Origin of the sequence: Halorussus caseinilyticus (assembly GCF_029338395.1) — an archaeon.
GTDB lineage: Archaea > Halobacteriota > Halobacteria > Halobacteriales > Haladaptataceae > Halorussus > Halorussus caseinilyticus.
On sequence record NZ_CP119809.1, the window covers coordinates 1,864,379 to 1,887,989 of the forward strand.

Sequence of the window (23,611 nt, forward strand, 5' to 3'; positions counted from 1 at the left end):
CGGCAACCGCCGGGGACGCGCTCGGCCGACCAACCGCCGGGATGCGTCCGGCGAACCAAACCACCGGTCTGGGTGGATGAAAGGGGCCGCCCGCTCGCGGGTCTTCGACCCGTGGTCGTCTGACCGACCCCTATCCGACGCGAGCGAAGCGAGCGAGGATATGTCGGTCAGCGACCGCGAGCGGGCGGGGGCTTTCTGGATGTTCATCACGATGACTCCGGCGGTTGCTGTAACGAGTCGGAGCGAGCGGGCGGGGGCTTTCGAGGTGTTCTTCGCCGCGACTCTTGCGGTCGCACTCACACGTCCAACGATGCGTAGCGAGCGGGCCGCTTCCGAGCAAGATACTCCAACTCCTACGCCTACCGTCCGATTTTATCACGTTCGGCGGCGTACCCGACGCCATGCGAGCAGTCCGATACCACGAACACGGCGGGCCGGGCGTACTGACAGTCGAAGACGCGGAGCGACCCGACCCCGGACCCGGAGAAATCCGCGTCGAGGTCCGGGCCGCGGGCGTCAACCCGGTGGACACCTACTTCCGGGAAGGGAGCTACGAACCGCCGGAACTCCCGATGATTCCGGGGTCGGACTTCGCGGGCGTCGTGGACGCCGCGGGCGAGGGCGTCGAGGACTTCGCCGAGGGAGACCGGGTGTTCGGTACGGGGCTCGGTAACGACCGGCAGGGGACCTACGCCGAGTACGCCGTCGCGCCGACCGACCGCGTGGCCGAACTGCCCGACTCGGTAGACTTCGCGGAGGGCGCGGCCGCCGCGCTGGTGGGCGTGACCGCGTGGCGCGCGCTGGTGGACCACGCCGCACTCGAACCCGCCGAGACGTGTCTGGTCCACGGCGGGTCGGGCGGCGTCGGTCACGTCGCGGTCCAACTCGCCGACGCCGTAGGCGCGCGGGTCGTCACCACCGCCTCCGGGGAGTACCACGACCAACTCGAAGACCTCGGCGCGGACGACCCCGTGGACTACGGCCGGGACGACCTCGCCGACGCCGTGGTCGAAGCGGCGGGCAACCCGGACGTGATTCTGGACCACCGCCTCGACCAGTACCTCGACTTCGACGCCGAGGTGGGGACGACGGGCGTCCGCGTGGTCGGCATCGGCAACACCGAACCCGCCGCCGGGTTCGAGAACGTCGCCGCCGCCCGCGCCAAGGAGATGCGCCTCCAGTTGATGAGCATGTACAACACGCCGGACATGACGGCGATTCTCCGGAAACTCGCGTGGTTGCTCGCGGAGGGCGACCTCGAACCCCGAATCTCGAAGCGCTACGACTTGGACCACGCCGCGGACGCGCAGAAGGCGGTCCTGCACAACAGCTTCCTCGGCAAACTGGTCGTGGAACCGTAGTCCGACCGCTCGCCGGGAGCGCGACGGAACGCGACGGGAGCGTAGAGCCACCGCGACGATTTCTAGAGCAATATTTAGATGTGGTAAAAATATATTTACTCATGTCTAAGAACGCTAGAGTTGTCCATCGGCGGCGAACGCTCGGCCGACCCGCCTCTTTAACCTCCTGCGAGTAGATTCTACACGCCGCATGAGCGTCAGTTTCGACTTCACCGACCACGTGGCTCTCGTCACCGGCGCGACCGGTGCGCTCGGAAGCGCAGTCTGCGAGGCGTTCGCCGACGCGGGCGCGACGGTCGCCGCCGCGGACGTGGTGGCACCCGACGACGAGGACGCCCGCCTTGACGCCGACCGCGAGCGCATCCACTTCTACGAGGGCGATTTCACTGACGAGGAGGCAGTCGAGAGAGTCGTCGCCGAGGTGGTGGACGACCACGCGAGTCTCGACTCCCTCGCCAACGTCGCGGGGACGTGGCGCGGAGGGTCGCCCGTCGCCGAGACCGACGCCGACACGTTCGACTTCCTCTTCGACGTGAACCTGAAGACGGCGTTCCTCGCCAGCAAGCACGCCCTGCCCCACCTGCGCGAGAGCGGAAGCGACGACGAACGGGGTGCAATCGTGAGCGTCAGCGCCCGCTCGTCGCTCGAAGGCGGCGAGGGCGACAGTCTCTACCGGGCGTCGAAGGCGGGCGTCCGCCTGCTGACCGAGAGCATCGCCGAGGAGGAATCGGGCGACGTTCGGGCCAACGCGGTAATGCCGAGCGTCATCGACACGCCCGCCAACCGCGAGATGATGCCCGACGCCGACCACGCCAAGTGGGTGGACCCCGCCGACATCGCCCGGACGGTGCTGGCCCTCTGCTCGGACGCCACCGCCGTCACGAGCGGTGCGGCGGTGCCTGTCTACGGCGAAGCTTGAACGTTCGTCAAATTTCGCGCCTCACCGGATAAATTGTCAGGAAATCCCGGCAAAAACCGCCCGCCTTCCTTCGAATCGTTCCGTTTATATCCGCCTGTTTGAAAGCTACCCTCACACATGGCACAACGAGAGACGTGGACGAGTCGGATAGGATTTATTTTCGCCGCCGTGGGGAGCGCGGTGGGTCTGGGGAACATCTGGTCGTTCCCCTTCCAGACCGCCGCGAACGGCGGTGCGGCGTTCCTCGTGGTCTACCTGCTGGCCGTCTTCCTCATCGGCTTCCCGACGATGATGGTCGAGTTCGTCATCGGTCGGCGCGGCGAGCAGAACCCCGTGGCCGCCTTCGGAAAACTCGGCTACGGCAACTGGTCGTTCGCTGGCGGACTCGGCGTCCTCTCGACGCTGGTCACGCTGTCGTTCTACAGCGTCGTCGGCGGTTGGGTTCTCAGCTACATCGTCGGTAGCGCCACGGGCGCGTACTTCGGTGACGCCGGAGCGTACTTCGGTTCCGTGGCGTCCGGTCCCACCGCCATCGCCGCACACGGCATCTTCATGCTGGTCACTATCGGCATCGTCGCGTCCGGCGTCACCGACGGCATCGAGCGCGCGACGAAGTTCATGATTCCCGCGATTCTCGTCCTCCTCGTCGCACTCGGGGCGTGGGCCACCACGCTCGACGGTGCCTCCGCGGGGTATAGCTACTACCTCTCGCCGGACTTCAGCGTCATCGCCAACAACTTCGGGTCCATCGTCCCGCCCGCGATGGGACAGGCGTTCTTCACGCTCTCGCTCGGGTTCAGCGTGATGATTGCCTACTCGTCGTACCTCGGGCGCGACGACAGCCTTCCGGCCGACGGCGGCGCTATCGTCGTCGTCAACACGATGGTCGCGCTTCTGGCCGGGTTCGTCGTCTTCCCGCTCCTGTTCGCAACGGGCGGAGCGGAGGGTGCGGGCGGCGGTGCCGGAACCGCGTTCATCGCTATCGCCGGGGCGTTCGGTCAACTCCCCGCGGGCGGCGCCATCGGCTTCGTCTTCTTCGCCGTCCTGCTGTTCGCCGCCCTCTCCAGCTCCATCAGTCTGCTGGAGGTGCCGGTGTCCTACGTCACCGAGAACTACGGGTACAGTCGTTCCACGACTGCGGTGGCGATGGGTCTCGGTATCGCCCTCATCGGCGTGCCCGCGACGTTCGGCACCTCGTGGCTCGGCTTCTACAACGACGTGGTGTTCAAGCTTCTACTCCCCATCTCGGTGTTCCTGCTCGCCGTCTTCGTGGGCTGGGTCGCCGACACCGAAGCGGTTGACGAACTCGGCCGTGGGTCGACCATTGGCGAGTCGTTCACCACGGCGTGGCTCTGGTGGGTTCGGGTCGTCGTTCCCCTCGCCGTCGTCGTGACCCTCTACCTCGGTATCGACGCGCTCTACACGGGTCTCACCAACGGAGCGTACTTCTAAGGCCGACGCGGTTCGACTATCCTCGTTCTTTTCGGAGCTATCCTCCGTAGCCGCGGCTACGATTCGTAGATTCGAGACGGTGACTCGGTTCGTATCCTACGAATCCTAATCGAATTCGGATTCACTCCACGACTTCGACTCGGAATTATCACGAATATCCCGACGAAATCCGCGCAAAATCCGAAGTTACGATTTCAAACTCGAAAGCCTCTTGGGAGTGGCTTGGTGAGTGTGTCGCAATGACACGCGAATCGTGGCGCACGCGACTCGGCTTCATCCTCGCCGCAGTCGGGAGCGCCGTCGGCTTAGGCAACGTCTGGCGCTTCCCGTGGATGACCGCGGAGAACGGCGGGAGCGCGTTTCTGGTCGTCTACCTCGGAATCATCCTGCTGGTCGGGGTCCCCGGCCTGCTCGCTGAGTTCGTCATCGGGCGGCGCTCTCAGCGCAACCCGGCGGGCGCGCTCTTCCGACTCTCCTCCGGGTCGAAGTCGTGGGGCGCGGTGGGTCTGTTCGGCGTCGTGACCGCAATCGTCCTGCTGTCGTTCTACAGCGTCGTCGGCGGGTGGATTCTCCGGTACTTCCTCGCCAGTTTCACCGGCGCGTACTTCGGGTCGCCCGGCGACTACTTCGGGGTCATCGACTTCGGCGCGCAGGCCGCCGGGTTCCACGTCGCCTTCCTCGCGCTGACGGCACTGGTCGTCGTCGGGGGCGTCCGGGACGGCATCGAGAAGGCGACGAAGGTGATGATGCCCGCAATCGTGGTCCTGCTGGTCGCGCTCGCGGCGTGGGCGGTCACGCGCTCGGGCGCGGACGCGGGCCTGTCGTTCTACCTCGACTTCGACGCCGCCTACCTCCGGGCCAACTTCTTCGACGTGCTCGGCGCGGCGGCGGGACAGGCGCTGTTCACCCTCTCGCTCGGCGTCGGCACGATGATTACCTACGCCTCGTATCTGGGCGACGACCACAACCTCGCGTTCGACGGGAGCGTCATCGCGGTGTTGAACACCGGCATCGGCGTCCTCGCGGGCTTGGTCGTCTTCCCGCTTCTGTTTGCGACGGTGGGCGAACTGACCGGTCCGGCCGCGGGCGGCGGTCCGGGCGCGCTGTTCGTCAGCCTCGCAGGTGCGTTCACGCAGGTTCCCTTCGGTCAGGTCCTCGCAATCGCGTTCTTCGGCGTCATCGTCCTCGCGGCGCTGTCGTCGTCCATCAGCATGCTCGAAATCCCGGTCGCGTATCTCGTGGACGAGTACGGGATGGAGCGACGGACCGCGACCGGCGCGCTGGCGGGTCTCGTCCTCGTCACCGGGTCGGCGAACGCGCTCACCCCGGCGCTGTTCGACTTCGTGGCGAGTACGCTCGTGGACCTGATGCTGACCGCCGGACTCGCGGGCTTTCTGGTGTTCGTCGGGTGGGTCCTCGGCAAGGACGCCGTGGCCGAGTTCTCGTCGGGCGCGGGGCCGCGCGTCCGGTCGCTCGGCCCGGCGTGGCTCTGGTCGATCCGGACGATTCTGCCGCTGTTCCTGCTCGGGACGCTCGTGGTGAATCTGCTGGCGGTGGCGGGCGTCTCGCTTCCGGGGTGAGCGACCGCAAACAACTCCTTTTTAGGAAACCTTTTCCCGCCCGTAGTTCTCAAATCGCCCAATGAGTTGCCATCGGAGGGTTCGACGAGTATGACGATGGAAGACAAAATCGAAGAACTCCGCGAGTTGCGCGAGGAAGCCTTGCAGGGCGGCGGCGAGGACCGAATCGAGTCCCAGCACGAGAAGGGAAAGATGACCGCGCGCGAGCGCATCGACTACTTCTTGGACGACGGCACCTTCAACGAGTTCGACCAACTCCGAACCCACCGGAGCCACAACTTCGGGATGGAAGAAAAGCAAATCAAAGGCGACGGCGTGGTGACGGGGTACGGCGAGGTCAACGGCCGGAAGGTGTTCGTCTTCGCCCACGACTTCACCGTCTTCGGCGGGTCGCTCGGCGAGGTGTTCGCCGAGAAGGTGTGTAAGGTGATGGACAAGGCGATGGAAGTCGGCGCGCCCGTCGTCGGCCTGAACGACTCGGCGGGTGCCCGGATTCAGGAGGGCGTCTCGTCGCTCGCCGGGTACGCCGAAATCTTCCGGCGCAACACCGAAGCCTCGGGCGTCATCCCCCAGATTTCGGCCATCATGGGACCCTGCGCGGGCGGTGCGGTCTACTCGCCCGCCATCACGGACTTCGTGTTCATGGTCCAAGACACCAGCCACATGTTCATCACCGGCCCGGACGTTATCGAGACGGTGACGGGCGAGGAAGTCACCTTCGAGGAGTTGGGCGGCGCGAAGACCCACGAATCGACTTCCGGGGTGGCCCACTTCGCCGAGAAAGACGAGGAGGAGGCGTTAGACGACATCCGCCGCCTGCTGTCGTACGTCCCGCAGAACAACGTCGAGGACCCGCCGCGGGTCGAACCGTGGGACGACCCCGAACGACGCGACGAGGAACTCACGTCCATCGTCCCCGACCAACCCAAAAAGCCCTACGACATGACGCGGGTCATCGACGGCGTGGTGGACGAAGACTCGTTCTTCGAGGTCCAAGCGGGCTACGCCAAGAACATCGTCGTCGGGTTCGCGCGACTCGACGGGCGGTCGGTCGGCATCGTCGCCAACCAGCCCCGCGTGAACGCCGGAACGCTGGACATCGAGTCCTCGGAGAAGGGCGCGCGCTTCGTCCGATTCTGCGACTCGTTCAACATCCCGATTCTGACGTTCGTGGACGTGCCCGGATTCATGCCCGGCACCGACCAAGAACACGGCGGCATCATCCGCCACGGGGCGAAACTGCTCTACGCCTACTCGGAGGCCACGGTGCCGCTGATGACCGTCATCACGCGGAAGGCCTACGGCGGAGCCTACGACGTGATGGCGTCGAAACACATCGGCGCGGACGTGAACTACGCGTGGCCCACCGCCGAAATCGCGGTGATGGGACCGCAGGGCGCGGTCAACATCCTCTACGACGACGAACTGGAGGAGGCCGACGACCCCGAGGCCCGCCGACAGGAACTCATCGACGAGTACCGCGACGAGTTCGCCAACCCCTACACCGTCGCGGACCTCGGCTACGTGGACGACGTTATCGAACCCCAAGACACTCGCCCGCGCCTGATAGACGACCTCGAAATGCTCGCAAGCAAGCGCGACGAGCAACCCGACAAGAAACATGGCAACATCCCGCTCTGAGGAGACGACGGCCGAGTCCGTAGACGAGGCCGACGCCGGACCGCTCGACGGCGTGGACGTGACCATCCCGGACGACGCTACCGACGAGGAGGCCGCCGCCATCGCCGCCGCAATCGGCGCTCACCTCCGGGCGCAGGAGGCGGCGGCCGCGGCCGCCGCCGAGAGCGACGAAGAGACGTGGCAAGACGAACGCTGGTCGTTCGCGGGTCGCCTGCGTGGGTTGCAGGGCCGCGCGGCGCGCGTACCCGAGGGCGCGCCCACGAACGCGTGGGCCGCCTCCGGGCGGACCGACCGGTTCTGAAGGCGCGTCGGGACCGTCCGACCGGTTCTGAAGGCGCGTCGGGACCGTCCGACCGGTTCTGAAGGCGCGTCGGGACCGTCCGACCGGTTCTGAAGGCGCGTCGGGACCGAACGGTCCCGACGCGCCGGAGAAACGTATATCGTCCTTTCGCAAACGTATTTGTTTGGTAGAGCAATGAATAGTTAGTCGCCGTCGCACTCGAACCTCGACTTCGCCGGAGTCCAGCGTCAGACCCATCGAGGGGGGTTCAGTTCCGCCGTCACGCGCTCGAACTCGACCCGGCGGGCGAGCGTCGCCAGCACGAGTTTCATCTCGGTCGTGGCGAAGCGCATCCCGATGCAGTGGCGCGGACCGCCGCCGAACGGGAGGTAGGCGTACTCGGGGTGGTCGTTCGCTCGCGGTTCGCTTCGCTCTCCGCTCGCGTCCGAGGCGCTTCGCGCCTCGCTACCCCACCGCTCGGGTCGGAACTCGTCGGGAGTGTCCCACCAGCGGTCGTCTCGCTGGACGCTGTAGGTGGCCAGTTGGAGCGTCGTGTCCGCCGGGATGCGGTAGCCCCCGAGAACGACCGGTTTCTTCGGTTGGCGGTAGAGCGCGTAAATCGGCGGGTAGAGGCGAAGCGCCTCCTTCACGACCTGCCCGGTGTAGTCGAGTTCCGGCAGTTCGGCGAAGGTGGGGTCCCGGCCGTCCAGCACCGCGTCGAGTTCGGCGTCGAGACGCTGGCGCGCGTCGGGGTTCCCGGCCAGAAGCCAGCAGGCGTAGGTCAGCGCGGTCGCCGTTGTCTCGTGGCCCGCGAACAGGAAGGTCACGAGTTGGTCGCGGACCGCCTCGGGGTCCATCCCGGTCTCGTCGGTGTCTGCGGCCGCCACGAGCAACGAGAGCAGGTCGTCGCGGACTTCCCCGAACGGGTCGAGGTGGAAATCGACCGAGTGGGCGACCATCGCCACCTCGCGGGGTCGCTGGCCGGGCGACTGACGATGCGCCAGTTCGAGGGCATCGAAACGGCGCGTGGCCTCGGCTACTACGACGTGCCCCGCGAGGCCGAACTGAGCGAGGTGGCGGCCGAACTCGACTGCACCGAGAGTACGGCGTCGGCGCTCCTCCGGAAGGCAGAGCGCGCGCCGGTGGACGCCGCGCTGGTCCGGTAGGGCGACGACGAACCTACGCACCCTCGTCGGCGCGGTATCTGCCGGTCAGGTACCCCGGCAGGAAGATGCCGACGACGGAGACGACGAGGAAACCAACCCAGTCGGGGACCGACTTGACCGACGCCACGCCGAGACCGAGAGGGACCGCGACGGCGATGCAGGCGAGGATAATCCTGTTCTCGCGGGAGACCATGCCCCGACTTCGCGCCCGCGACTGATACCGGTTTCCCGCTGGACCGACCACTCCATCGACAGGCGCTCGGACTCTCGGCCGCCGGTTCGGTGTTCAAGCCCGACAGACCGCCAGCATATGTTCCGAGAAGTCCACCGCGGTCCGGTCTTCGCGGAGCGCCCGGACGACTTCGCGGACGGACTCGACCGCCTCGTCGTCGGCCTCTGCCAACTCCGATTTCATCCGGTTGGCGACGTTCTCCAGTCCGACCAGTCGCTCCACGTCGAACCCCGTCGCTTCCAGTTCCGCTTCGAGCTCGTCGGCCCGGAAGCCGTGGCACTCGGCCCACCCCTCGCCGTCGGCGTGTTCGGCGACTCGCTCGGCGGTGTAGTCGCCGTCCTCGGCGACGGGCGCGAGCAGGCCGTGGGAGTCGTCGAGGGCGAACTTCAGCACGTCTCGGAGCATGGCGAACCGGCCGATGACCGAGACGAAGACGGGCGAGTCGGCTGTAGCGACCCGCCGGAGTTCGGCCATCGCCGCCGCGCGTTCGCCGTCGTCCACGACGTGGCTGAGGGGGCCGCCGAGACAGCACACCGCGTCGAACACTCCGGAGTCGAAGGGTAGCGCCCGCAGGTCGGCCTGTCCGGTCGTCACGCGCCCGCAGACCCCTCGCTCGCCGACGCCGTGCCCGCCGGTTTCGCGCTCGTCGGCCTTCTCGCGGGCGATGCGGACCTGCTCGCCGCTGATGTCCGCGAGCGTCACGTCGTAGCCCTGCTCGGCCAACCACAGCGCGTACCGGCCCGCGCCGCCGCCCGCGTCGAGGACGCGCACCGGGTCGTCGCCGCGTGACTCCGCGTCGGGCAGGTACCCGGCGAGGTAGTCGGTCGTGTTCTCGAACTCCATCCGGGTCACGGGGTCGCGGTCCAGTCGCTCCCACTCGTCCTCCCCGAACTCGTCGTAGTACTGGCGGGGGTCCATGTCGGCGTCGGTCATCTTACTCGTCTGACTCGGGATTCAGGCGAGCGGGAGTTAAGCCTTGGCAGGGCGTGCGACGGCGTAGCGTGGTGGGTTTCGGCGAGACGACGGTGTTGCTTCGGGCGGACCACGACCAGCACTCTTCTGCACTACGACTGTGACACGTAGACGATTCGGAGCGGTTACAATGGCGGACGATTCGGAGCGGTTACAATGGCGGACGACTCGGAGCGGCTAGTTTCAGGCTTGAACCAATGAGACAGCACCGAAACCGCACAGCTACTGCACCGCGCCCCCGTACCTCCCCGCACCGCTCGCGCCTGTCGGCGCTCGCGGTGCGCGTCCGGTGGTCGGAGTGGCCGGAGCGCATTCGGTGGTCGGAGTGGCCGGAGGCGTCTCGTGGTTTGCTCGTCCGAGCGCGGACTGCCATCGCTCGCCGACTCCCTCGCCATCTCGTCAACTGACTCGCCGGTGAAAGTAGACGAGTCACCGCATCCCTATCCGGAACCGACAGAATGAGGTAGCCCACCCGAATATCTCTCCGCAAGAATGTTCGACAAGGTACTCGTCGCTAACCGCGGCGAAATCGCGGTCCGCGTGATGCGGGCCTGCGAGGAGTTGGGTATCGAGACCGTCGCCGTCTACAGCGAGGCCGACAAGGACTCGGGTCACGTCCGGTACGCCGACGAAGCGTACAACGTCGGTCCCGCTCGGGCGGCCGACTCCTACCTCGACCACGAGGCGGTCATCGACGCCGCGAAGAAGGCCGACGCCGACGCCATCCACCCCGGCTACGGCTTCCTCGCGGAGAACGCCGAGTTCGCGGGTAAGGTCGAAGACACCGAAGGCGTGAATTGGATTGGCCCGGCCAGCGACTCGATGGAGCAGTTGGGCGAGAAGACCAAGGCCCGCAAGACGATGCGCGAGGCCGACGTGCCCATCGTCCCCGGGACGACCGACCCCGTGACCGACCCCGAGGAGGTCACGGAGTTCGGCGACGAACACGGCTACCCGGTCGCAATCAAGGCCGAGGGCGGCGGCGGCGGCCGCGGGATGAAGGTCGTCCGGAGTCCCGAGGAAGCCGAGGACCAACTCGAATCCGCCCGACGCGAGGGCGAGGCCTACTTCGACAACGACAACGTCTACCTCGAACGATACCTCGAAAACCCGCGACACATCGAGGTCCAGATTATCGCCGACCACCACGGGAACGTCCGGCACCTCGGCGAACGCGACTGTTCGCTCCAGCGCCGCCACCAGAAAGTCATCGAGGAAGGGCCGTCCCCGGCCCTCACCGACGAACTCCGCGAGGAAATCGCGGAGGCCGCCCGCAGAGGGGCGGACGCCGCTGGCTACTACAACGCGGGCACCTTCGAGTTCCTCGTGGAGGAAGACGAAGACCGCGAGGACGGCGAACTCCTCGGCCCGGACGCGAACTTCTACTTCCTCGAAGTCAACACCCGGATTCAGGTCGAACACACCGTCACCGAGGAGTTGACCGACATCGACATCGTGAAGTCCCAGATTCGGGTCGCCCAAGACGAGGAACTCGGTTTCGACCAGAGCGACGTGGAACTCGAAGGCCACGCGATGGAGTTCCGCATCAACGCCGAGAACGCGGCCGACGACTTCGCGCCCGCGACCGGCGGGAAACTCACGACCTACGACCCGCCGGGCGGCATCGGCGTCCGACTGGACGACGCCCTCCGTCAGGGCGACGACCTCGTGACCGACTACGACTCGATGATTGCGAAACTCATCGTCCACGGGTCGGACCGAGAGGAGTGCATCGCCCGTTCGGAGCGTGCGCTCGCCGAGTACGACATCGAGGGCATCCCGAACATCGTCCCGTTCCACCGCCTGATGTTGCAGGACGACGCGTTCGTCGCGGGCACCCACACCACGAAGTACCTCGACCACACGCTCGACCCCGAGCGCATCGAGGAGGCCCAAGAGAAGTGGGGCACCGACACCGAATCGACCGCGGGCGACGACGAAGAAGTCGTCGAGCGCGAGTTCACCGTCGAGGTCAACGGCAAGCGCTTCGAGGTTGACTTAGAAGAGCGCGGCGCGGCGGCGATTCCGGCCGGGAACGCAGGCAGTAGCGGCGGCCAGAAACCCCAACCCGCGGGCGGCGACGACAGCGACGACGGCGGCGCGGCGGCCGACGCAGAAGGCGAGAACGTCACCGCCGAGATGCAGGGCACCATCCTCGACGTGAACGTCTCGGAGGGCGACGAAGTGGCCTCCGGCGACGTGGTGTGCGTGCTGGAAGCGATGAAGATGGAGAACGACGTGGTGGCCTCCCGCGGCGGCACGGTCACACAGGTCGCGGTCGGCGAGGGCGACAGCGTGGACATGGGCGACGTGCTGGTCGTCATCGACTGACGAACCGTCGCCGTCTAAACACGTAGCCACAATCCACTTGCTGTACGCGGGCTAACCTCTGGCCGTGTCGCAGGTCTATCCGTATCGGCTGGCGGATTTTCTGCACGAACAGGTCGGCGACGGTCTCCGGAGCGTCATCTATCACGACCCCGACGGGTACGAAGTCGTCTACGTCCGCGAGAACGTGGACGGACGCTCCGAAGAAGACATCGACGGCATCGTCGCCGACCTCTGGGCCGACTCCTACGAGCAGGGGATTCGGGAGGAACTCCGGGGTTATGGCCCGCTGAACTGCACGGTGTGGGTGTTCGAGGAGGCCATCGAGATGCACTTCGTCGCCGACGAGCGACAGGGAATCGCGGTCGCGCTCGACACCGAGACGTTTCTGGCCCAGAGTACGTTCATCGGCCGGTGTCTCGGCGTCGCGGGACTGAAGTGACTTTTAAGGACCCTCACACGTAGCCCCGAATCGGCACCCGCCAGAGCGACGTTACTCCACGGACGAGCGACCGATGTCCGAGATTCCCGCTCACGACGCCGCCGACGTTGCACCGTCAGTCTTGCGGGCGACCAGTCGGTGGTCGAGGCGCTTCTCGGCACTGTTCCGCGTCGGAAGTAGCCTCGCCGTCTCCCCGCCGAAGCGCGCCTTTCTTGTTCGGTTCGGCCCTACCGCCGGGCATGAACGAAACGCGCCGGGCCGTCCTCGACGCTATCGCGGACGGTCCTGTTCCGGGTCCGGACCTCGCCGACCGACTCGGCGTCTCGCGCAACGCGGTGTGGAAGCACGTCGAGGCACTCCGGGACGCGGGGTTCGAGATAGCCAGCGGCGACGACGGCTACGCCCTCGAAGGCGTGCCGGAGTACGGCGGTCCCGCGGTCGAGTTCGGACTGGAGGCTCCTTTCGAAATCGAGTACCGCGACGCGGTTGGGAGTACGAACGACCGCGCCCGCGAGTTGGCCGACGAGGGAGCGGCCGACGTGGTAGTGCTGGCCGACGAACAGACCGGGAGTCGCGGCCGACTCGACCGGGAGTGGTCGGCCCCCTCCGGCGGGGTGTGGCTGAGTCCGGTCCTCCGGCCCGACCTGCCGCCCGCGCACGTCCCCGCGCTCACGCTCGCGGCCGCAGTCGCAACCACGGACGCGGCGCGCGAGGCGGGCGTCGAAGCCGAAATCAAGTGGCCCAACGACGTGCTGGTCGCCGCTGACGGCCCGGACGAGACCGACCGCGGCGGCCGGAAACTCGCTGGCATCCTGACCGAGATGGAGGGCGAGGCCGACCGGGTGTCGTGGGTCGTGGTCGGCGTCGGCGTCAACGCCAACGTCGCGGCCGCAGACCTCCCGGCGGGCGCGACCAGCGTCGAGGAGGAAGTCGGCCGAATCGACCGCCGGGCGTTCGTCCAGCGTCTCCTCGAACGGTTCGACGCGCTCCGGTCCGACCCCGAGGCGGCGGTCGAAGCGTGGCGCGACCGGTCGGCCACGCTCGGCCAGCGCGTGCGGGTGGAGACTCCGAAGGGGGATGTCGTGGGCGAGGCCGTAGACATCGACTTCCCCGGTGCGCTCGTGGTCGAGACCGACGACGGCGAGCGGGTTCGGGTCCACGCGGGCGACTGCGAGCATCTGCGCCCGGTCTGACCCGAGTCGCGCGGCGGGACGGTCCTCATTGGTTCAAGCCTGAAGCTAGCTCCGTAGAACCGCTGTCGCAGTTGCTCACTCACACCGTAAATTCGCCGTCGCAGTCGCTCGCTTCGTAGAGTCTGCCACCTCGCGTTCTCGAAAGCGACTACTCCGCGACCGCACGCTCGTTTTCGGACTCGGGTTCGGTCGAACGCTCGCTGTCGCCGCCGACCTGCACCGTCAGCACCGGGACCGAACAGGCCCGGACGACCCCCTCCGCGACGCTCCCGAGCAGGAGGCGGTCGATACCGCCCCTGCCGTGGGTCCCCATCACCACGAGGTCGCAGTCCTCGTTCTCGGCGTACTCCACGATGCGCTTGCTCGGCGACCCGTCGAGGAGCGTGGACGTGACCGCCACGCCGTACCGCTCGGCGATGGTCTCGACGCTCTCCAGCGCCGTCTCGCCCTCCTCGCGGAGTACGTCGTCCACGCCCTCCCACGAGGTTTCCATCGGGAGGCCCGCGAACGTCGCCGAGTTGACGACGTAGACGCCGTGGAGTTCGGCGGCGTGTTCGGCCGCCAGTTCTGCGGCGTGTTCGACCGCGCGCTCGGTCTCGGACGAGCCGTCGGTCGGCACGAGTATCCGGTCGTACATCTATATGATAGATGATAACACCCTACACGACTTAAGCGTTTGCAGTGCGTGACGCGCGGTCCCCGAAACATCGTGACCGTGGGAGTGACCGGGCGAACGACGGCGACGGACGTTTCGAAAGCTCCCGCGCACTACGAAATGGTACAGCGACCGCAGACATCGGAGCGAAGAAGTCCTCGAAAGCCCCCGCCCGCTCGCCACCGGAAGACGTTCCTGCTCACTGCGTTGCGCGGGCATGCGACTTCCGAGGTCTGCGTCGCTTCGCTCCGCAGACGGTCGCTCAGCGACATATCCTCGACTCATCTTCGCTTCGCTCGATTCGTCTCGGATAGGGGTCACTGAGACGACTGAAGTGAACGCGAGCGGGCGGCCCCTTTATCCCACCCCGTCGGTCGGTTCACCGAGCGCGTCCTGTGGATTAGTCGGCCGGGCGCGTCCTCGGCGGTTGGTCGGCCGAGCGCGACGCCGACAACGGGGTGGAATGGAAACCCGTGCTAAAAGAAATACTATTAGTGCTTAAAGAAAGAAAAATATATCCCAAAAATTCTCAAAGATTGCCGAGTCGAACCTACAGTATCACGTCGGCCACGTCGCCGGTTCCGGCGCGGCGGACCACGGCGCGAACCACGTCCTGCGCGCCCGCGAGGTTGTCCGTGTCGCCGTCGAGGACGAGCAGTTTCGCCGGGCGGCCTTCCTCGACGACGCCGCAGTCGAGACCCGCGATTTTCGCGCCGTTGCGGGTCGCCATCCGGAGGACTTGGCGGGCGCTCACGTCGGCGAGTTTGGCGGCGAACTCCATCTCGCGGAACATCGACGGCGAGTTGAGCATCACGTTGTCGGTGCCGAGCGCGACGGTGGTCCGGTCGGCGAGGTTCGCGATGGGCGGCACGCCGACGCCGGTCACGAGGTTCGACCGCGGGCAGACCACCACGGGAGTCTCGCTGTCGGCGATGCGGTCGAGGTGGAGCGGTTCGGGGTGGACGACGTGGACGAGGAAGTCGGGATTCAGGTCCAGCGCCGGGTTGATGTCGTCGGGGTCTCGCTCGCCCGCGTGGATGCCGAACAGTTTGCCCGCGTCGGCGGTGGCGTTTCGCTCTCGGCCGAACTCGCCGTCGCGCGCGCCGCTGGCACCGAACCCGTCGCTGGCCTCCATCGCCTCTATCGTCTCCCGGCCCAGAATCACAGGGTCCACGTCGAGTCCTTCGACCGCCTCGCGGAGGGCGTAGACGCCTTCGACGCCGCCCTCGCGGAATTCGAGGAACGAGGCGGTCCCGGTCTGCCGCATGAACGTCACCGACCGGCGCATCGCCGAGACCTTCTCCTCGCGGGACGCCGCCCGCAGGAGTCGATGTTTCAGGCCGTCGGGCGGCGCGACGAGTTCGTCTAGACTCAGGCCGCCACCGGCCTCCTTCGCGATGGAGTCGCCGATGTGGGTGTGGGCGTTGACGAACGCCGGGAGGACGATTCGGGACGAATCGACCGCGGCCTCCTCGACTGCGCGTATCTCGCCGTCCTCGACGACGACCCGACCCTCGACGGGTTCGAAGTCGGGACCGCGGAGGACGGTTCCCTCGACTATCATGTCTCGGAGACTCTCCGCGATGACCTTGAAGGTCCCTATTCGGGTAGCGGGGTGAGGTGGACGGTCCGAGTTCGGCGTCGAAGTCGCCGAGTCGGAACTCGGAGAACGAACGTGTTAGGGACGTACTCGGAGAACGAACGTGTCGGGAGAGCTAGCTACAGGCTTGAGCCAATGAGGACCGCACAGCACCGCTCCGCACCGCGACCGCGGGCCTCACACCTCCCCAACCGACTGCGTTGCTCGGCCTACGGCCTGCGCTACTCGCCCTCGCGCGGATGGGCGCGGCGCACGAGCGCCGCGCCCGCGCGCGCCGGTGCTACGGAAGCGCAAGCTATCGGTTTCGGAAAAATCGCGCCGTCGTCCGGCGAAAATAGGCGAGAACCGCAGGCAAGGGAGTGACGCCGACCGCGGAAGGGCCGAAGCGTCGTTCAGTAGGGGTACTGGCGCGGTTCGTCCTGAACCGAAATCCAGCGGGTCTCGGTGAGTTCCTCCAGAATCCACTCGCCGTTGTACCGGCCGACGCCCGAGGCGTTGACCCCGCCGAAGGGGATGTGGGGTTCGTCGTTGAGCGGTTGGTCGTTGACGTGGACCATGCCCGTGTCCATCCGGTTGGCGATGTCGATTGCGCGCTCGATATTTTCGCAGTGGACCGACCCCGAGAGACCGTACTCGGTGTCGTTTGCCATCTCGATGGCCTCCTCTTCGTCGGAGTAGGGGATGACCGGCGCGACCGGACCGAAGTGTTCGTTCGCGGCGATGGGCATGTCGTTGTCCACGTTCGAGAGGACCGTCGGTTCCACGAACCACGGTTCGAAGTCGCCGCCCGCCTCGATTTCCGCGCCTTGGGCGACTGAGGCTTGGACGAGGGCCACGATGCTCTCGTACTGGTCCTCGTTCTGGACCGGACCCACCAGCACGTCGTCGTCTCGGGGGTCGCCGACCGGCAACTGTGCGGCGCGGTCGGCGAGTCGCTCGACGTACTCGTCGTACACCGACTCGTGGACGATGTGGCGGTTGATGGAGATGCACTCCTGTCCTTGGTGGGTGAACGACCCGAAGACGCCGCCGTCCACCGCGCGGTCCAAGTCCGCGTCCTCGGTCACGATGTGGGCGTTGTTGCCGCCGAGTTCGAGCGACGGGACCGAAAGCTGTTTTCCGGCCTCCGCGGCCACTTCGCGGCCGACCTCGGTCGAACCGGTGAACGAGACGACCGACGGCGTGGGGTGTCCGGCGACCTCGCTACCGATTTCCGAACCCTTCCCGGTGACGACGTTCAGCACGCCGTCGGGGAGTCCGGCCTCGTCGAACAGTCGCGCGAGGGCGAGACCGCCCGTGACGGACGTGTGGGTCGAAGGCTTGAGGACGACGCTGTTGCCCAGCGCGATGGCGGGCGCGACGGCCCGCATCGAGAGGTACAGCGGGAAGTTCCACGGCGAGATGACCCCGACCACGCCCGTCGGTTCGCGCGTGACGAGGTTGCGCTTGCCGTCTATCACCGACTCGTGTTCCTCGGTGCCGAAGGAGTCGGCCATCCCCTCGGCGACTTCCATCGTGCCAGCGGTCAGGTCGAGTTCGATTTCGGCCTTGAGTCGCGCGCCGCCGCACTCGACGGCGAACAGGTCCACGAGGTCCTCGTGGTACTCCGCGAGGAGTTCGCGGGCGTCGGCGACGACCTGCGCACGTTCCTCGGGCGTGCGCTCGGCCCAGTCGGTCTGGGCCGCTCGGCGACTTCGTAGGCCTCGTCTACGTCGGCCGCGGTGCCCGCGGGCACCGCGCCGACGGCCGTTCGACTCGTCGGGTCCACGATGTCGCAGGTGTTCCGGTCGCCGACGGACCGCCACTCGCCGCCCACGTACAGCGAGTTCCATCCGGCGTCCGGTGTGAAATCGAACGTCTCGATAGTTCGTGCCTCTGACTCGGTATCGAACTCAAGTACTGACACAACGTCACAATCAATGATACCCTATTTATGTTTGTTGGAAATGTTTTCTATATTAAAATTATCGCGGATGAAAACCACGCGATAAAATGGTTGTACTGTTTACCTTTCGCTGTCGCGTCGAAGTTCGCCCCGAGAAGAGACCGCGAATCGACGGCGGCGACGGGAACGCTACTCGAACTCGTCCAGCGTCGTCCGCTGACCCGCGGTCCGAACCTCGCTGACCAGCGCACCCTCGGTCTCCAGTCCGAGGACGCGCTCTGCGGCGTGACCCACCGCGTCGGTGTGGCCGTCGGGCGCGTAGACGCCGAGTCGCCACTGCTCGCGCTGGACGTGTTGGAGGGCGGCCACCAGCGCCGACTGCTGGTCGAGGCGTCGAATCTCGCCGTTGACGATGACCCGACTCTCGGATTCGGTCATGCTGGGCCTGTCGAGAACTTCGATGATGACCTCGCCCGGTTCCACGTCGGCCTCGGCCGCGATGTCGGCCTCGTAGTCGCGGAGGGTCTCGTAGTCGGCGTCGATGACGCCCTCGGGAACGTCGGACATCTCGGCCCAGACCGCCCGCTTGTAGAGGTCCCGGTCGCTGAGTCGCCGGGCGTACTCGGCGGTCTCCGGCGTCTCGCGCAACGCGACCAACAGGTCGTAGTCGTCCATCCGGCGAAGTCGCTCGGCGGTCACGTCTGTCGCTTCGAGCAGACGCTCGCTGGCCTGTTGGAGGATGCCCCGAGCGATGCGCGTGACGTGGTGGTTGTAGACGGTGGGGTTCATCAGCGCCCGCGCCAGCAGGAGACTCTCGGCCGTCGGGACGTTGCCCTCCGCCAACACGAGTTCGCCGTCGATGAGGGTGAGTTCGCGCACCAGACGCGAGTGGTCGATGGTGCCGTAGGGGACGCCGGTGTGGTGGGCGTCCCGGACGAGGTAGTCCATCCGGTCCACGTCGAGTTCGCCCGAGACGAGTTGACCCAACTTCCCGTCACCGGCGATGAGGTCCGCGACGGTACCGGGGTCGTGGCCGTGGTCCCGAAGTACGTCGCCGACTTCGCTCTCGTCGAGGAGTTCGTGAACGTCGTCGTGGTACTTGCCGGTGTGGCGGTGGATTACCTCCTCGATGGCGTGACTGTACGGGCAGTGGCCGATGTCGTGGAGGATGGCGGCGGCCCGAACTCGCTCGGCCTGCTTGCCCTGAATGCCGAGGTGGTCGAGTCCCTCGCAGGCGAGGTGGTAGACGCCGAGACTGTGTTCGAACCGGGTGTGGTTCGCCGAGGGGTAGACGAGATGGGCCGGGCCGAGTTGCCTGATTCGTCGGAGTCGCTGGACCGCGGGCGTGTCGAACAAGGCGCGAGCGACGCCCTCGACCTCGATGTGGTCGTGAACGCTGTCCTTGATGGTCTTCATGCTCCGGAATTTGTCGCCTTAGTATAAAAACCGCCGGGAGTAGATGAGGCGAGCGACGCGGCTTGTGGGGGATTGAGCGGAGTGACGATGGTGATGTCGGGGAGGTCTCGAAACGACGATGGTGATGTCGGGGAAGCTAGCTACTGCCGACTCCAAGGAGTCACAGCACCGCGACCGTACCGCCCCGCAAGGGCCACGTCCTCCCCAACCGACTGCGCTACTCACTTCGTTGCGTTGCTCATCCCTCGCGCGGATGGGCGCGACCGCGACGCGCGTCGCGGTCGCGCCCGCACGCGCCGGGAAGAAGATGAAACCAGCGCGCCCGTCGGAGTTCTCCCACCGCGAGACAGCACAAGCGTTTACCTCTCCGAACACGCACCTCCCCACATGACGACGTTTCTCTCCGGGGGCACCGGGACCCCCAAGCTACTCGCCGGGGCCGAGTCGGTCTTCGACCCGGCAGACACGACCGTCGTCGCCAACACCGGCGACGACGTGGAGTTGGGCGGCCTGCTCGTCTGTCCCGACGTGGACACCGTGCTGTTCGAGCAGGGCGACCTGCTGGACCGCGAACTCTGGTGGGGCATCGAAGGCGACACCACCGAGACCCACGACGAACTCCACGAACTCGCCGCGGCCGCGGGTCTCGACGGCGGGCCGCGGTACCTCCCCGACGAGGCCCAGACCGCGGGCCGAGACATCGCCCGCTGGCGGCGCTTCTCGGGGGTCGCCGAGTTCATGGAACTCGGCGACCGGGACCGGGCGGTCCACGTCACCCGGACGAGTCTGTTGGACGAGGGCCACAGTCTCACCGAAGTCACCCGACTGCTCGCCGACGCCTTCGACGTGCCCGTGGACGTGGTGCCAATGAGCGACGACCCCGTGGCCTCCGTCGTCCACACTCCCGAGGGGGACGACGAGTACGAAGACGAGATGCACTTTCAGGAGTTCTGGGTGGCCCACCGCGGCGACCCTGAAGTGGACCACGTGGAGTTCCGCGGCGGCGAGGACGCCGAACCCACCCGTGCCGCACTCGGCGCAATCGAGGAAGGGCCGGTCGTCGTCGGCCCGTCGAACCCCGTCACCAGCATCGGGCCGATGCTCGCAATCGACGAACTCCACGACGCGCTCGAAGAAGCCACCGTGGTCGCCGTCTCGCCGTTCGTGGAGGACGAGGTGTTCTCCGGCCCGGCGGCCGACCTGATGGAAGGCGTCGGCTTCGACCCCTCGACTGCCGGTGTCGCGGAGGCCTACCCCTTCGCCGACGCCTTCGTGTTGGACGACCGCGACGACACTGACCTCGACCGCCCGGTGGTCAAGACCGACACCGAGATGAGCGACGACGAAGACGCCGAGCGCGTGGCCCGCGCCGTCGCCGACGCGCTGGAGGTGATTTGAGTGTTCGACCCTCGACTCGCGCTCGCCAGTCTCAGCGGCCAGTCCGACGCGGCGTGGGCCGAGACCGCCGAAGAACACGCTGGCGCGGCGTTCCTCGGTGGCATCGCGCTCGACGGCCCGACCCGCGAGGCCGCCGCCGAGATGGTCGAACGCGACCGCGAGGAGTTCCTGCCCGACGACCCCGTGGCCTTCGTGGACCGCCAACTCGCCGCGCTCGCGGACGCCGACCTCCGACCGGGCTTCAACGTCCGAACCGCCTCGCTCGGTCCACTCCGAGAGGTCGCCGAAGTCTGCGCCGACCACGACGCCATCCTCGAACTCAACGCCCACTGCCGACAGGACGAGATGTGCCGCGCCGGGGCCGGGGAAGCCCTCCTGCGGGACCCCGACCGACTCCGCGAGCAGGTGAGCGCCGCGGCCGCGGAAGGTCCCGCGGTGAGCGTGAAGGTCCGCGCGGAACTCTCCGGCGTGGACCTCTCGGCAGTCGCCCGCACGATTGCCGACGCGGGCGGTGACGCCATCCACGTGGACGCGATGGACTCGGAGGCAGTCGTCGCCGACATCGCGGGAGTCGCCGCCGAGACCGACCTCTTCGTGATAGCGAACAACGGCGTCCGCGACGAGACCACGGTCCGGGAGTACTTAGACTACGGCGCGGACGCGGTGAGCGTCGGCCGACCGAGCGACGACCCCGCTGTCCTCCGGCGAGTCCGGACCGCGGTAGACGACTGGTTCGAGACCGATAGACGGGAGGTGAGCGCATGACCCCCGCCGAGGACGCCCAACTCGCGCTCCTGCTGGAGGTGTCGGGCACGCCCAAGCCCGGCAACGTGGACCGCGAGCGCGACTTCACGGACCTCCGATTCGACCACTTCCTCGCGGGCGCGGTCGGTGCGGGTCCGGGCCTGCGCGCGGCCGAGCGCGGCGCTCCCGTCGGCGAAGCCTTCGAGCAGGCGGTCGCGGGGATGAGCCAACAGGAGGGCGGCAACACCCAGTTCGGCGCGCTCCTGTTGCTCGTGCCCCTCGTCCGGGCCGCCGCGGACGGCGACCTCTCGCCGGAGGGGGTCGCGCGCGTGGTCGAAGACACTACCGTAGAGGACGCCGCGAACTTCTACCGGGCGTTCGACCACGCCGACGTGTTCGTGGACGACCCACCCGAAGACGCCGAGGAACTCGACGCCCGGCGGGGGAGCGAGGCGGTTCCCGCGGTCGAATCGCGGGGTGTCACCCTCTACGACGTGATGGAACTCGGCGCGGAGTCCGACGACGTGGCCGCCGAGTGGACCGGCGAGTTCGAGCGCACCTTCTGGGCGGCCGACCGCCTCGCGGAACTTTCGGGGTCGGTCCCGGCGTCGGCCCTCGGCGCGCGGGTCTACCTCGAACTGCTCGCGCGCGAACCCGACACGCTGGTCGCCAAACAGCACGGCGCGAAGACCGCCGAGAGCGTTCGGGTCCGGGCGCAGGAAGCCCTCGAAGGCGGTCCCGAGGTGGTCGAGGCATTCGCGGAGTCGTTGGTAGAAGACGGCGTGAACCCCGGTACGACCGCCGACCTCACCGCGGCGGGCCTGTTCGTCGCGCTGGCGCGCGGGGAGGTGTCGGTGTGACCGGCGAGCGAGAGCCGCGGGACGGGTCGGGCGAGACCGAGAAATCGGAAGACCGCCAGTCCGCTGGCGACCAAGAGTCGCCAGCGGACTGGCCGGTCGCGCTCCGGGGCGTCACAGAGTCGGTCGTGACCACCCTCGGCCCGAACGACCTGTGGAACGTCGCGGCGCTCGGGTTGCATCCACCCGAGGAGTCCGGTCCGTCCGACGAGTCGGACGGACCGGCGGCAGACGAATCGTCGGGCGACCCGGACGACGAATCGACCCCGAAAGCCCCCGTGACGGCCACGACGTGGGGCAACACCCGGACCCGGCGCAACTTCCACCGGCAGGGCCGGGGCTACGTCCAGTTCACCCGAAATCCGGTCGATTACGTGGACGCGGCGCTCTCCATCTTCGAAATCGACGAGCCAGTGCTGGACAGCGCAGACGCGTGGGTCGAAGTCGAAGTCGAGCAGGTCGATTCCGGCGAGGACGGCGGCACGCGATGGGAGCAGTGGGAACTCTACCCCCGAGAGGCGAGCGTCGAACGCGAGACGGTGCCGACGACCAACAGGGGGTTCAGCGCCGTCGTGGAGGCCACCGTCGCGGCGTCACGACTCGGCGTGGACGCCTACGACCAGACGAAACTCCGAGAGCGACTGGCGTACTTCGAGGAAGTCGCCCGAGCGTGCGGCGACGACCGGGTGTGCGCGGCGACGGACCGACTCCGCGAGTACGTCGAAGAGTAGCCACTCGCTCCTTCGCGCCGGTGGGTCGTTCCGGAGCCGAACCACTTCGCGGCTTTCAGATGCCGTCTTTGCGGTCGATAGTGACGGTCCAATCGGGAAGTTCCTCGGGTTCGTATTCGAGGTCCCAGACTCCCTCGATGTCCTTCCCTTCGCCGAACGCCCGAAGCACGAGTGCTTCGAGTTCGCTCTCGAACGTGCGGTCGGGCGCGCCGTCTTCGACGGCTTCCCGGTCGGTATCTCGGTCAGTTCTACGCACAGTTACTAGTTCGGTGTGCAGACTCCACCGTCATTATTTTTACGAAGAAAAGTACCCTTTTACGAAGAAAAGTACCTTGAGACGCGATACTCGCCCTGAGTCGTCAGTTCGGCGATTCGTCGGCGGGCGTGCCCAACCGACGGCGCGAACGTTCGAGGGGACCGTCGGGTCCGGCCAGATACCGCAACGCACTTACTTTACGGTCGTAGAAATCTATGCATGGCAATCAAACCCGACTACGTAAAGAAGACGGGTACCATCCTGCTGGAGCGGTACCCCGACGCCTTCACGACCGACTTCGAACAGAACAAAGAGAGCGTCCAGAAACTCACCAACATCGAGTCGAAGGGCGTGCGAAACCGCATCGCTGGCTACGTTACCCGCAAGAAATAACGCCGACTGACGCTGTTTCCTCCACTTCACCGACTCGCCGACCAGTCGTGACTCCCCGGTAGCTGGCGGTCCCCGGAAGTCACGCAAAATGGTGACGCTTCCCAAATCGT

At 66.9% G+C, this 23,611-nt stretch carries 22 protein-coding genes and 1 pseudogene; 15 read left to right on the forward strand and 8 right to left on the reverse strand.

What is annotated here, in order from left to right; translation table 11 throughout:
- The first annotated feature begins 401 nt into the window (after window positions 1–401).
- From P2T60_RS09340 to P2T60_RS09365, 6 genes are all read left to right on the forward strand, one after another.
- Window positions 402–1,361, forward strand: a complete 960-nt coding sequence (locus P2T60_RS09340) for an NADPH:quinone reductase (RefSeq protein ID WP_276278978.1) — start codon at window positions 402–404, stop codon at window positions 1,359–1,361.
- Between the two features lie 190 nt (window positions 1,362–1,551).
- The gene (locus tag P2T60_RS09345) at window positions 1,552–2,280 is read left to right on the forward strand and encodes an SDR family NAD(P)-dependent oxidoreductase (protein ID WP_276278979.1); all 729 of its coding nucleotides are present in this window, start codon (window positions 1,552–1,554) and stop codon (window positions 2,278–2,280) included.
- 117 nt (window positions 2,281–2,397) lie between these two features.
- Window positions 2,398–3,732 carry a sodium-dependent transporter gene (locus tag P2T60_RS09350; RefSeq protein ID WP_276278980.1) on the forward strand — a complete coding sequence of 445 codons (1,335 nt, stop codon included), beginning with the start codon at window positions 2,398–2,400 and terminating at the stop codon, window positions 3,730–3,732.
- A gap of 239 nt (window positions 3,733–3,971) precedes the next feature.
- Entirely contained in the window at window positions 3,972–5,312 is a 1,341-nt protein-coding gene (locus P2T60_RS09355; RefSeq protein ID WP_276278981.1) for a sodium-dependent transporter, read from the forward strand.
- A gap of 96 nt (window positions 5,313–5,408) precedes the next feature.
- Entirely contained in the window at window positions 5,409–6,953 is a 1,545-nt protein-coding gene (locus P2T60_RS09360; RefSeq protein WP_420028677.1) for an acyl-CoA carboxylase subunit beta, read from the forward strand.
- A complete protein-coding gene (locus P2T60_RS09365) occupies window positions 6,934–7,254 on the forward strand; it encodes a DUF8022 family protein (RefSeq protein ID WP_337250820.1) in 321 nt (106 codons plus the stop codon). The genes P2T60_RS09360 and P2T60_RS09365 overlap by 20 nt, the downstream gene beginning before the upstream one ends.
- Before the next feature lie 227 nt (window positions 7,255–7,481).
- On the opposite strand, the gene P2T60_RS09370 is transcribed toward P2T60_RS09365, so the two are convergent.
- Window positions 7,482–8,192: a cytochrome P450 gene (locus P2T60_RS09370; RefSeq protein ID WP_276278983.1), complete on the reverse strand. Its 711-nt coding sequence runs from the start codon at window positions 8,190–8,192 to the stop codon at window positions 7,482–7,484.
- Between P2T60_RS09370 and P2T60_RS09375 the strand changes: the two genes are divergently transcribed.
- On the forward strand, window positions 8,181–8,399 hold the full coding sequence (locus P2T60_RS09375) for a helix-turn-helix domain-containing protein (RefSeq protein ID WP_276278984.1): 219 nt from the start codon (window positions 8,181–8,183) through the stop codon (window positions 8,397–8,399). The genes P2T60_RS09370 and P2T60_RS09375 overlap by 12 nt on opposite strands.
- Before the next feature lie 13 nt (window positions 8,400–8,412).
- Here P2T60_RS09375 and P2T60_RS09380 read toward each other — a convergent pair whose 3' ends face one another.
- Window positions 8,413–8,592, reverse strand: a complete 180-nt coding sequence (locus tag P2T60_RS09380) for a DUF7987 family protein (protein WP_276278985.1) — start codon at window positions 8,590–8,592, stop codon at window positions 8,413–8,415.
- Between the two features lie 93 nt (window positions 8,593–8,685).
- Complete coding sequence (locus P2T60_RS09385; protein WP_276278986.1) at window positions 8,686–9,564, reverse strand: class I SAM-dependent methyltransferase; 879 nt, start codon at window positions 9,562–9,564, stop codon at window positions 8,686–8,688.
- Between the two features lie 531 nt (window positions 9,565–10,095).
- On the opposite strand from P2T60_RS09385, the gene P2T60_RS09390 reads away from it, so the two are divergent.
- From P2T60_RS09390 to P2T60_RS09400, 3 genes are all read left to right on the forward strand, one after another.
- A complete protein-coding gene (locus tag P2T60_RS09390; RefSeq protein ID WP_276278987.1) occupies window positions 10,096–11,934 on the forward strand; it encodes an acetyl-CoA carboxylase biotin carboxylase subunit in 1,839 nt (612 codons plus the stop codon).
- Window positions 11,935–11,998: 64 nt separating this feature from the next.
- Window positions 11,999–12,373, forward strand: a complete 375-nt coding sequence (locus tag P2T60_RS09395; RefSeq protein WP_276278988.1) for a DUF7522 family protein — start codon at window positions 11,999–12,001, stop codon at window positions 12,371–12,373.
- A 239-nt stretch (window positions 12,374–12,612) separates the two neighbouring features.
- Window positions 12,613–13,566, forward strand: a complete 954-nt coding sequence (locus P2T60_RS09400) for a biotin--[acetyl-CoA-carboxylase] ligase (RefSeq protein ID WP_276278989.1) — start codon at window positions 12,613–12,615, stop codon at window positions 13,564–13,566.
- A 148-nt stretch (window positions 13,567–13,714) separates the two neighbouring features.
- Here the strand turns inward: P2T60_RS09400 and P2T60_RS09405 are convergent, their stop codons facing one another.
- The 4 genes and pseudogenes from P2T60_RS09405 to P2T60_RS09420 all read right to left on the reverse strand — a co-directional run bounded on the left by P2T60_RS09405 (window position 13,715) and on the right by P2T60_RS09420 (window position 19,122).
- A complete protein-coding gene (locus tag P2T60_RS09405) occupies window positions 13,715–14,203 on the reverse strand; it encodes a universal stress protein (RefSeq protein WP_276278990.1) in 489 nt (162 codons plus the stop codon).
- Between the two features lie 568 nt (window positions 14,204–14,771).
- On the reverse strand, window positions 14,772–15,785 hold the full coding sequence (locus tag P2T60_RS09410) for an amidohydrolase family protein (RefSeq protein ID WP_276278991.1): 1,014 nt from the start codon (window positions 15,783–15,785) through the stop codon (window positions 14,772–14,774).
- A 428-nt stretch (window positions 15,786–16,213) separates the two neighbouring features.
- Window positions 16,214–17,685 (reverse strand): annotated as a pseudogene (locus tag P2T60_RS09415) (aldehyde dehydrogenase family protein).
- Window positions 17,686–17,895: 210 nt separating this feature from the next.
- Entirely contained in the window at window positions 17,896–19,122 is a 1,227-nt protein-coding gene (locus P2T60_RS09420; RefSeq protein WP_276278992.1) for an HD domain-containing protein, read from the reverse strand.
- 387 nt (window positions 19,123–19,509) lie between these two features.
- Here P2T60_RS09420 and cofD point away from each other — a divergent pair, with 387 nt between their 5' ends.
- The 4 genes from cofD to P2T60_RS09440 are packed head-to-tail and all read left to right on the forward strand — an operon-like array spanning window position 19,510 to window position 22,852.
- Window positions 19,510–20,520, forward strand: coding sequence for a 2-phospho-L-lactate transferase (gene cofD / locus P2T60_RS09425; RefSeq protein ID WP_276278993.1), 1,011 nt, complete (start codon window positions 19,510–19,512; stop codon window positions 20,518–20,520).
- Window positions 20,521–21,285, forward strand: coding sequence for a tRNA-dihydrouridine synthase (locus tag P2T60_RS09430; RefSeq protein WP_276278994.1), 765 nt, complete (start codon window positions 20,521–20,523; stop codon window positions 21,283–21,285).
- A complete protein-coding gene (locus tag P2T60_RS09435) occupies window positions 21,282–22,124 on the forward strand; it encodes a triphosphoribosyl-dephospho-CoA synthase (RefSeq protein ID WP_276278995.1) in 843 nt (280 codons plus the stop codon). Before P2T60_RS09430 ends, P2T60_RS09435 begins: the two co-directional genes overlap by 4 nt.
- Window positions 22,121–22,852: a DUF447 domain-containing protein gene (locus P2T60_RS09440; protein WP_382209301.1), complete on the forward strand. Its 732-nt coding sequence runs from the start codon at window positions 22,121–22,123 to the stop codon at window positions 22,850–22,852. Before P2T60_RS09435 ends, P2T60_RS09440 begins: the two co-directional genes overlap by 4 nt.
- Before the next feature lie 55 nt (window positions 22,853–22,907).
- Here P2T60_RS09440 and P2T60_RS09445 read toward each other — a convergent pair whose 3' ends face one another.
- A complete protein-coding gene (locus tag P2T60_RS09445) occupies window positions 22,908–23,108 on the reverse strand; it encodes a hypothetical protein (protein ID WP_276278996.1) in 201 nt (66 codons plus the stop codon).
- A gap of 219 nt (window positions 23,109–23,327) precedes the next feature.
- On the opposite strand from P2T60_RS09445, the gene P2T60_RS09450 reads away from it, so the two are divergent.
- Window positions 23,328–23,501 carry a 30S ribosomal protein S17e gene (locus tag P2T60_RS09450; RefSeq protein WP_276278997.1) on the forward strand — a complete coding sequence of 58 codons (174 nt, stop codon included), beginning with the start codon at window positions 23,328–23,330 and terminating at the stop codon, window positions 23,499–23,501.
- Window positions 23,502–23,611 lie beyond the last annotated feature (110 nt).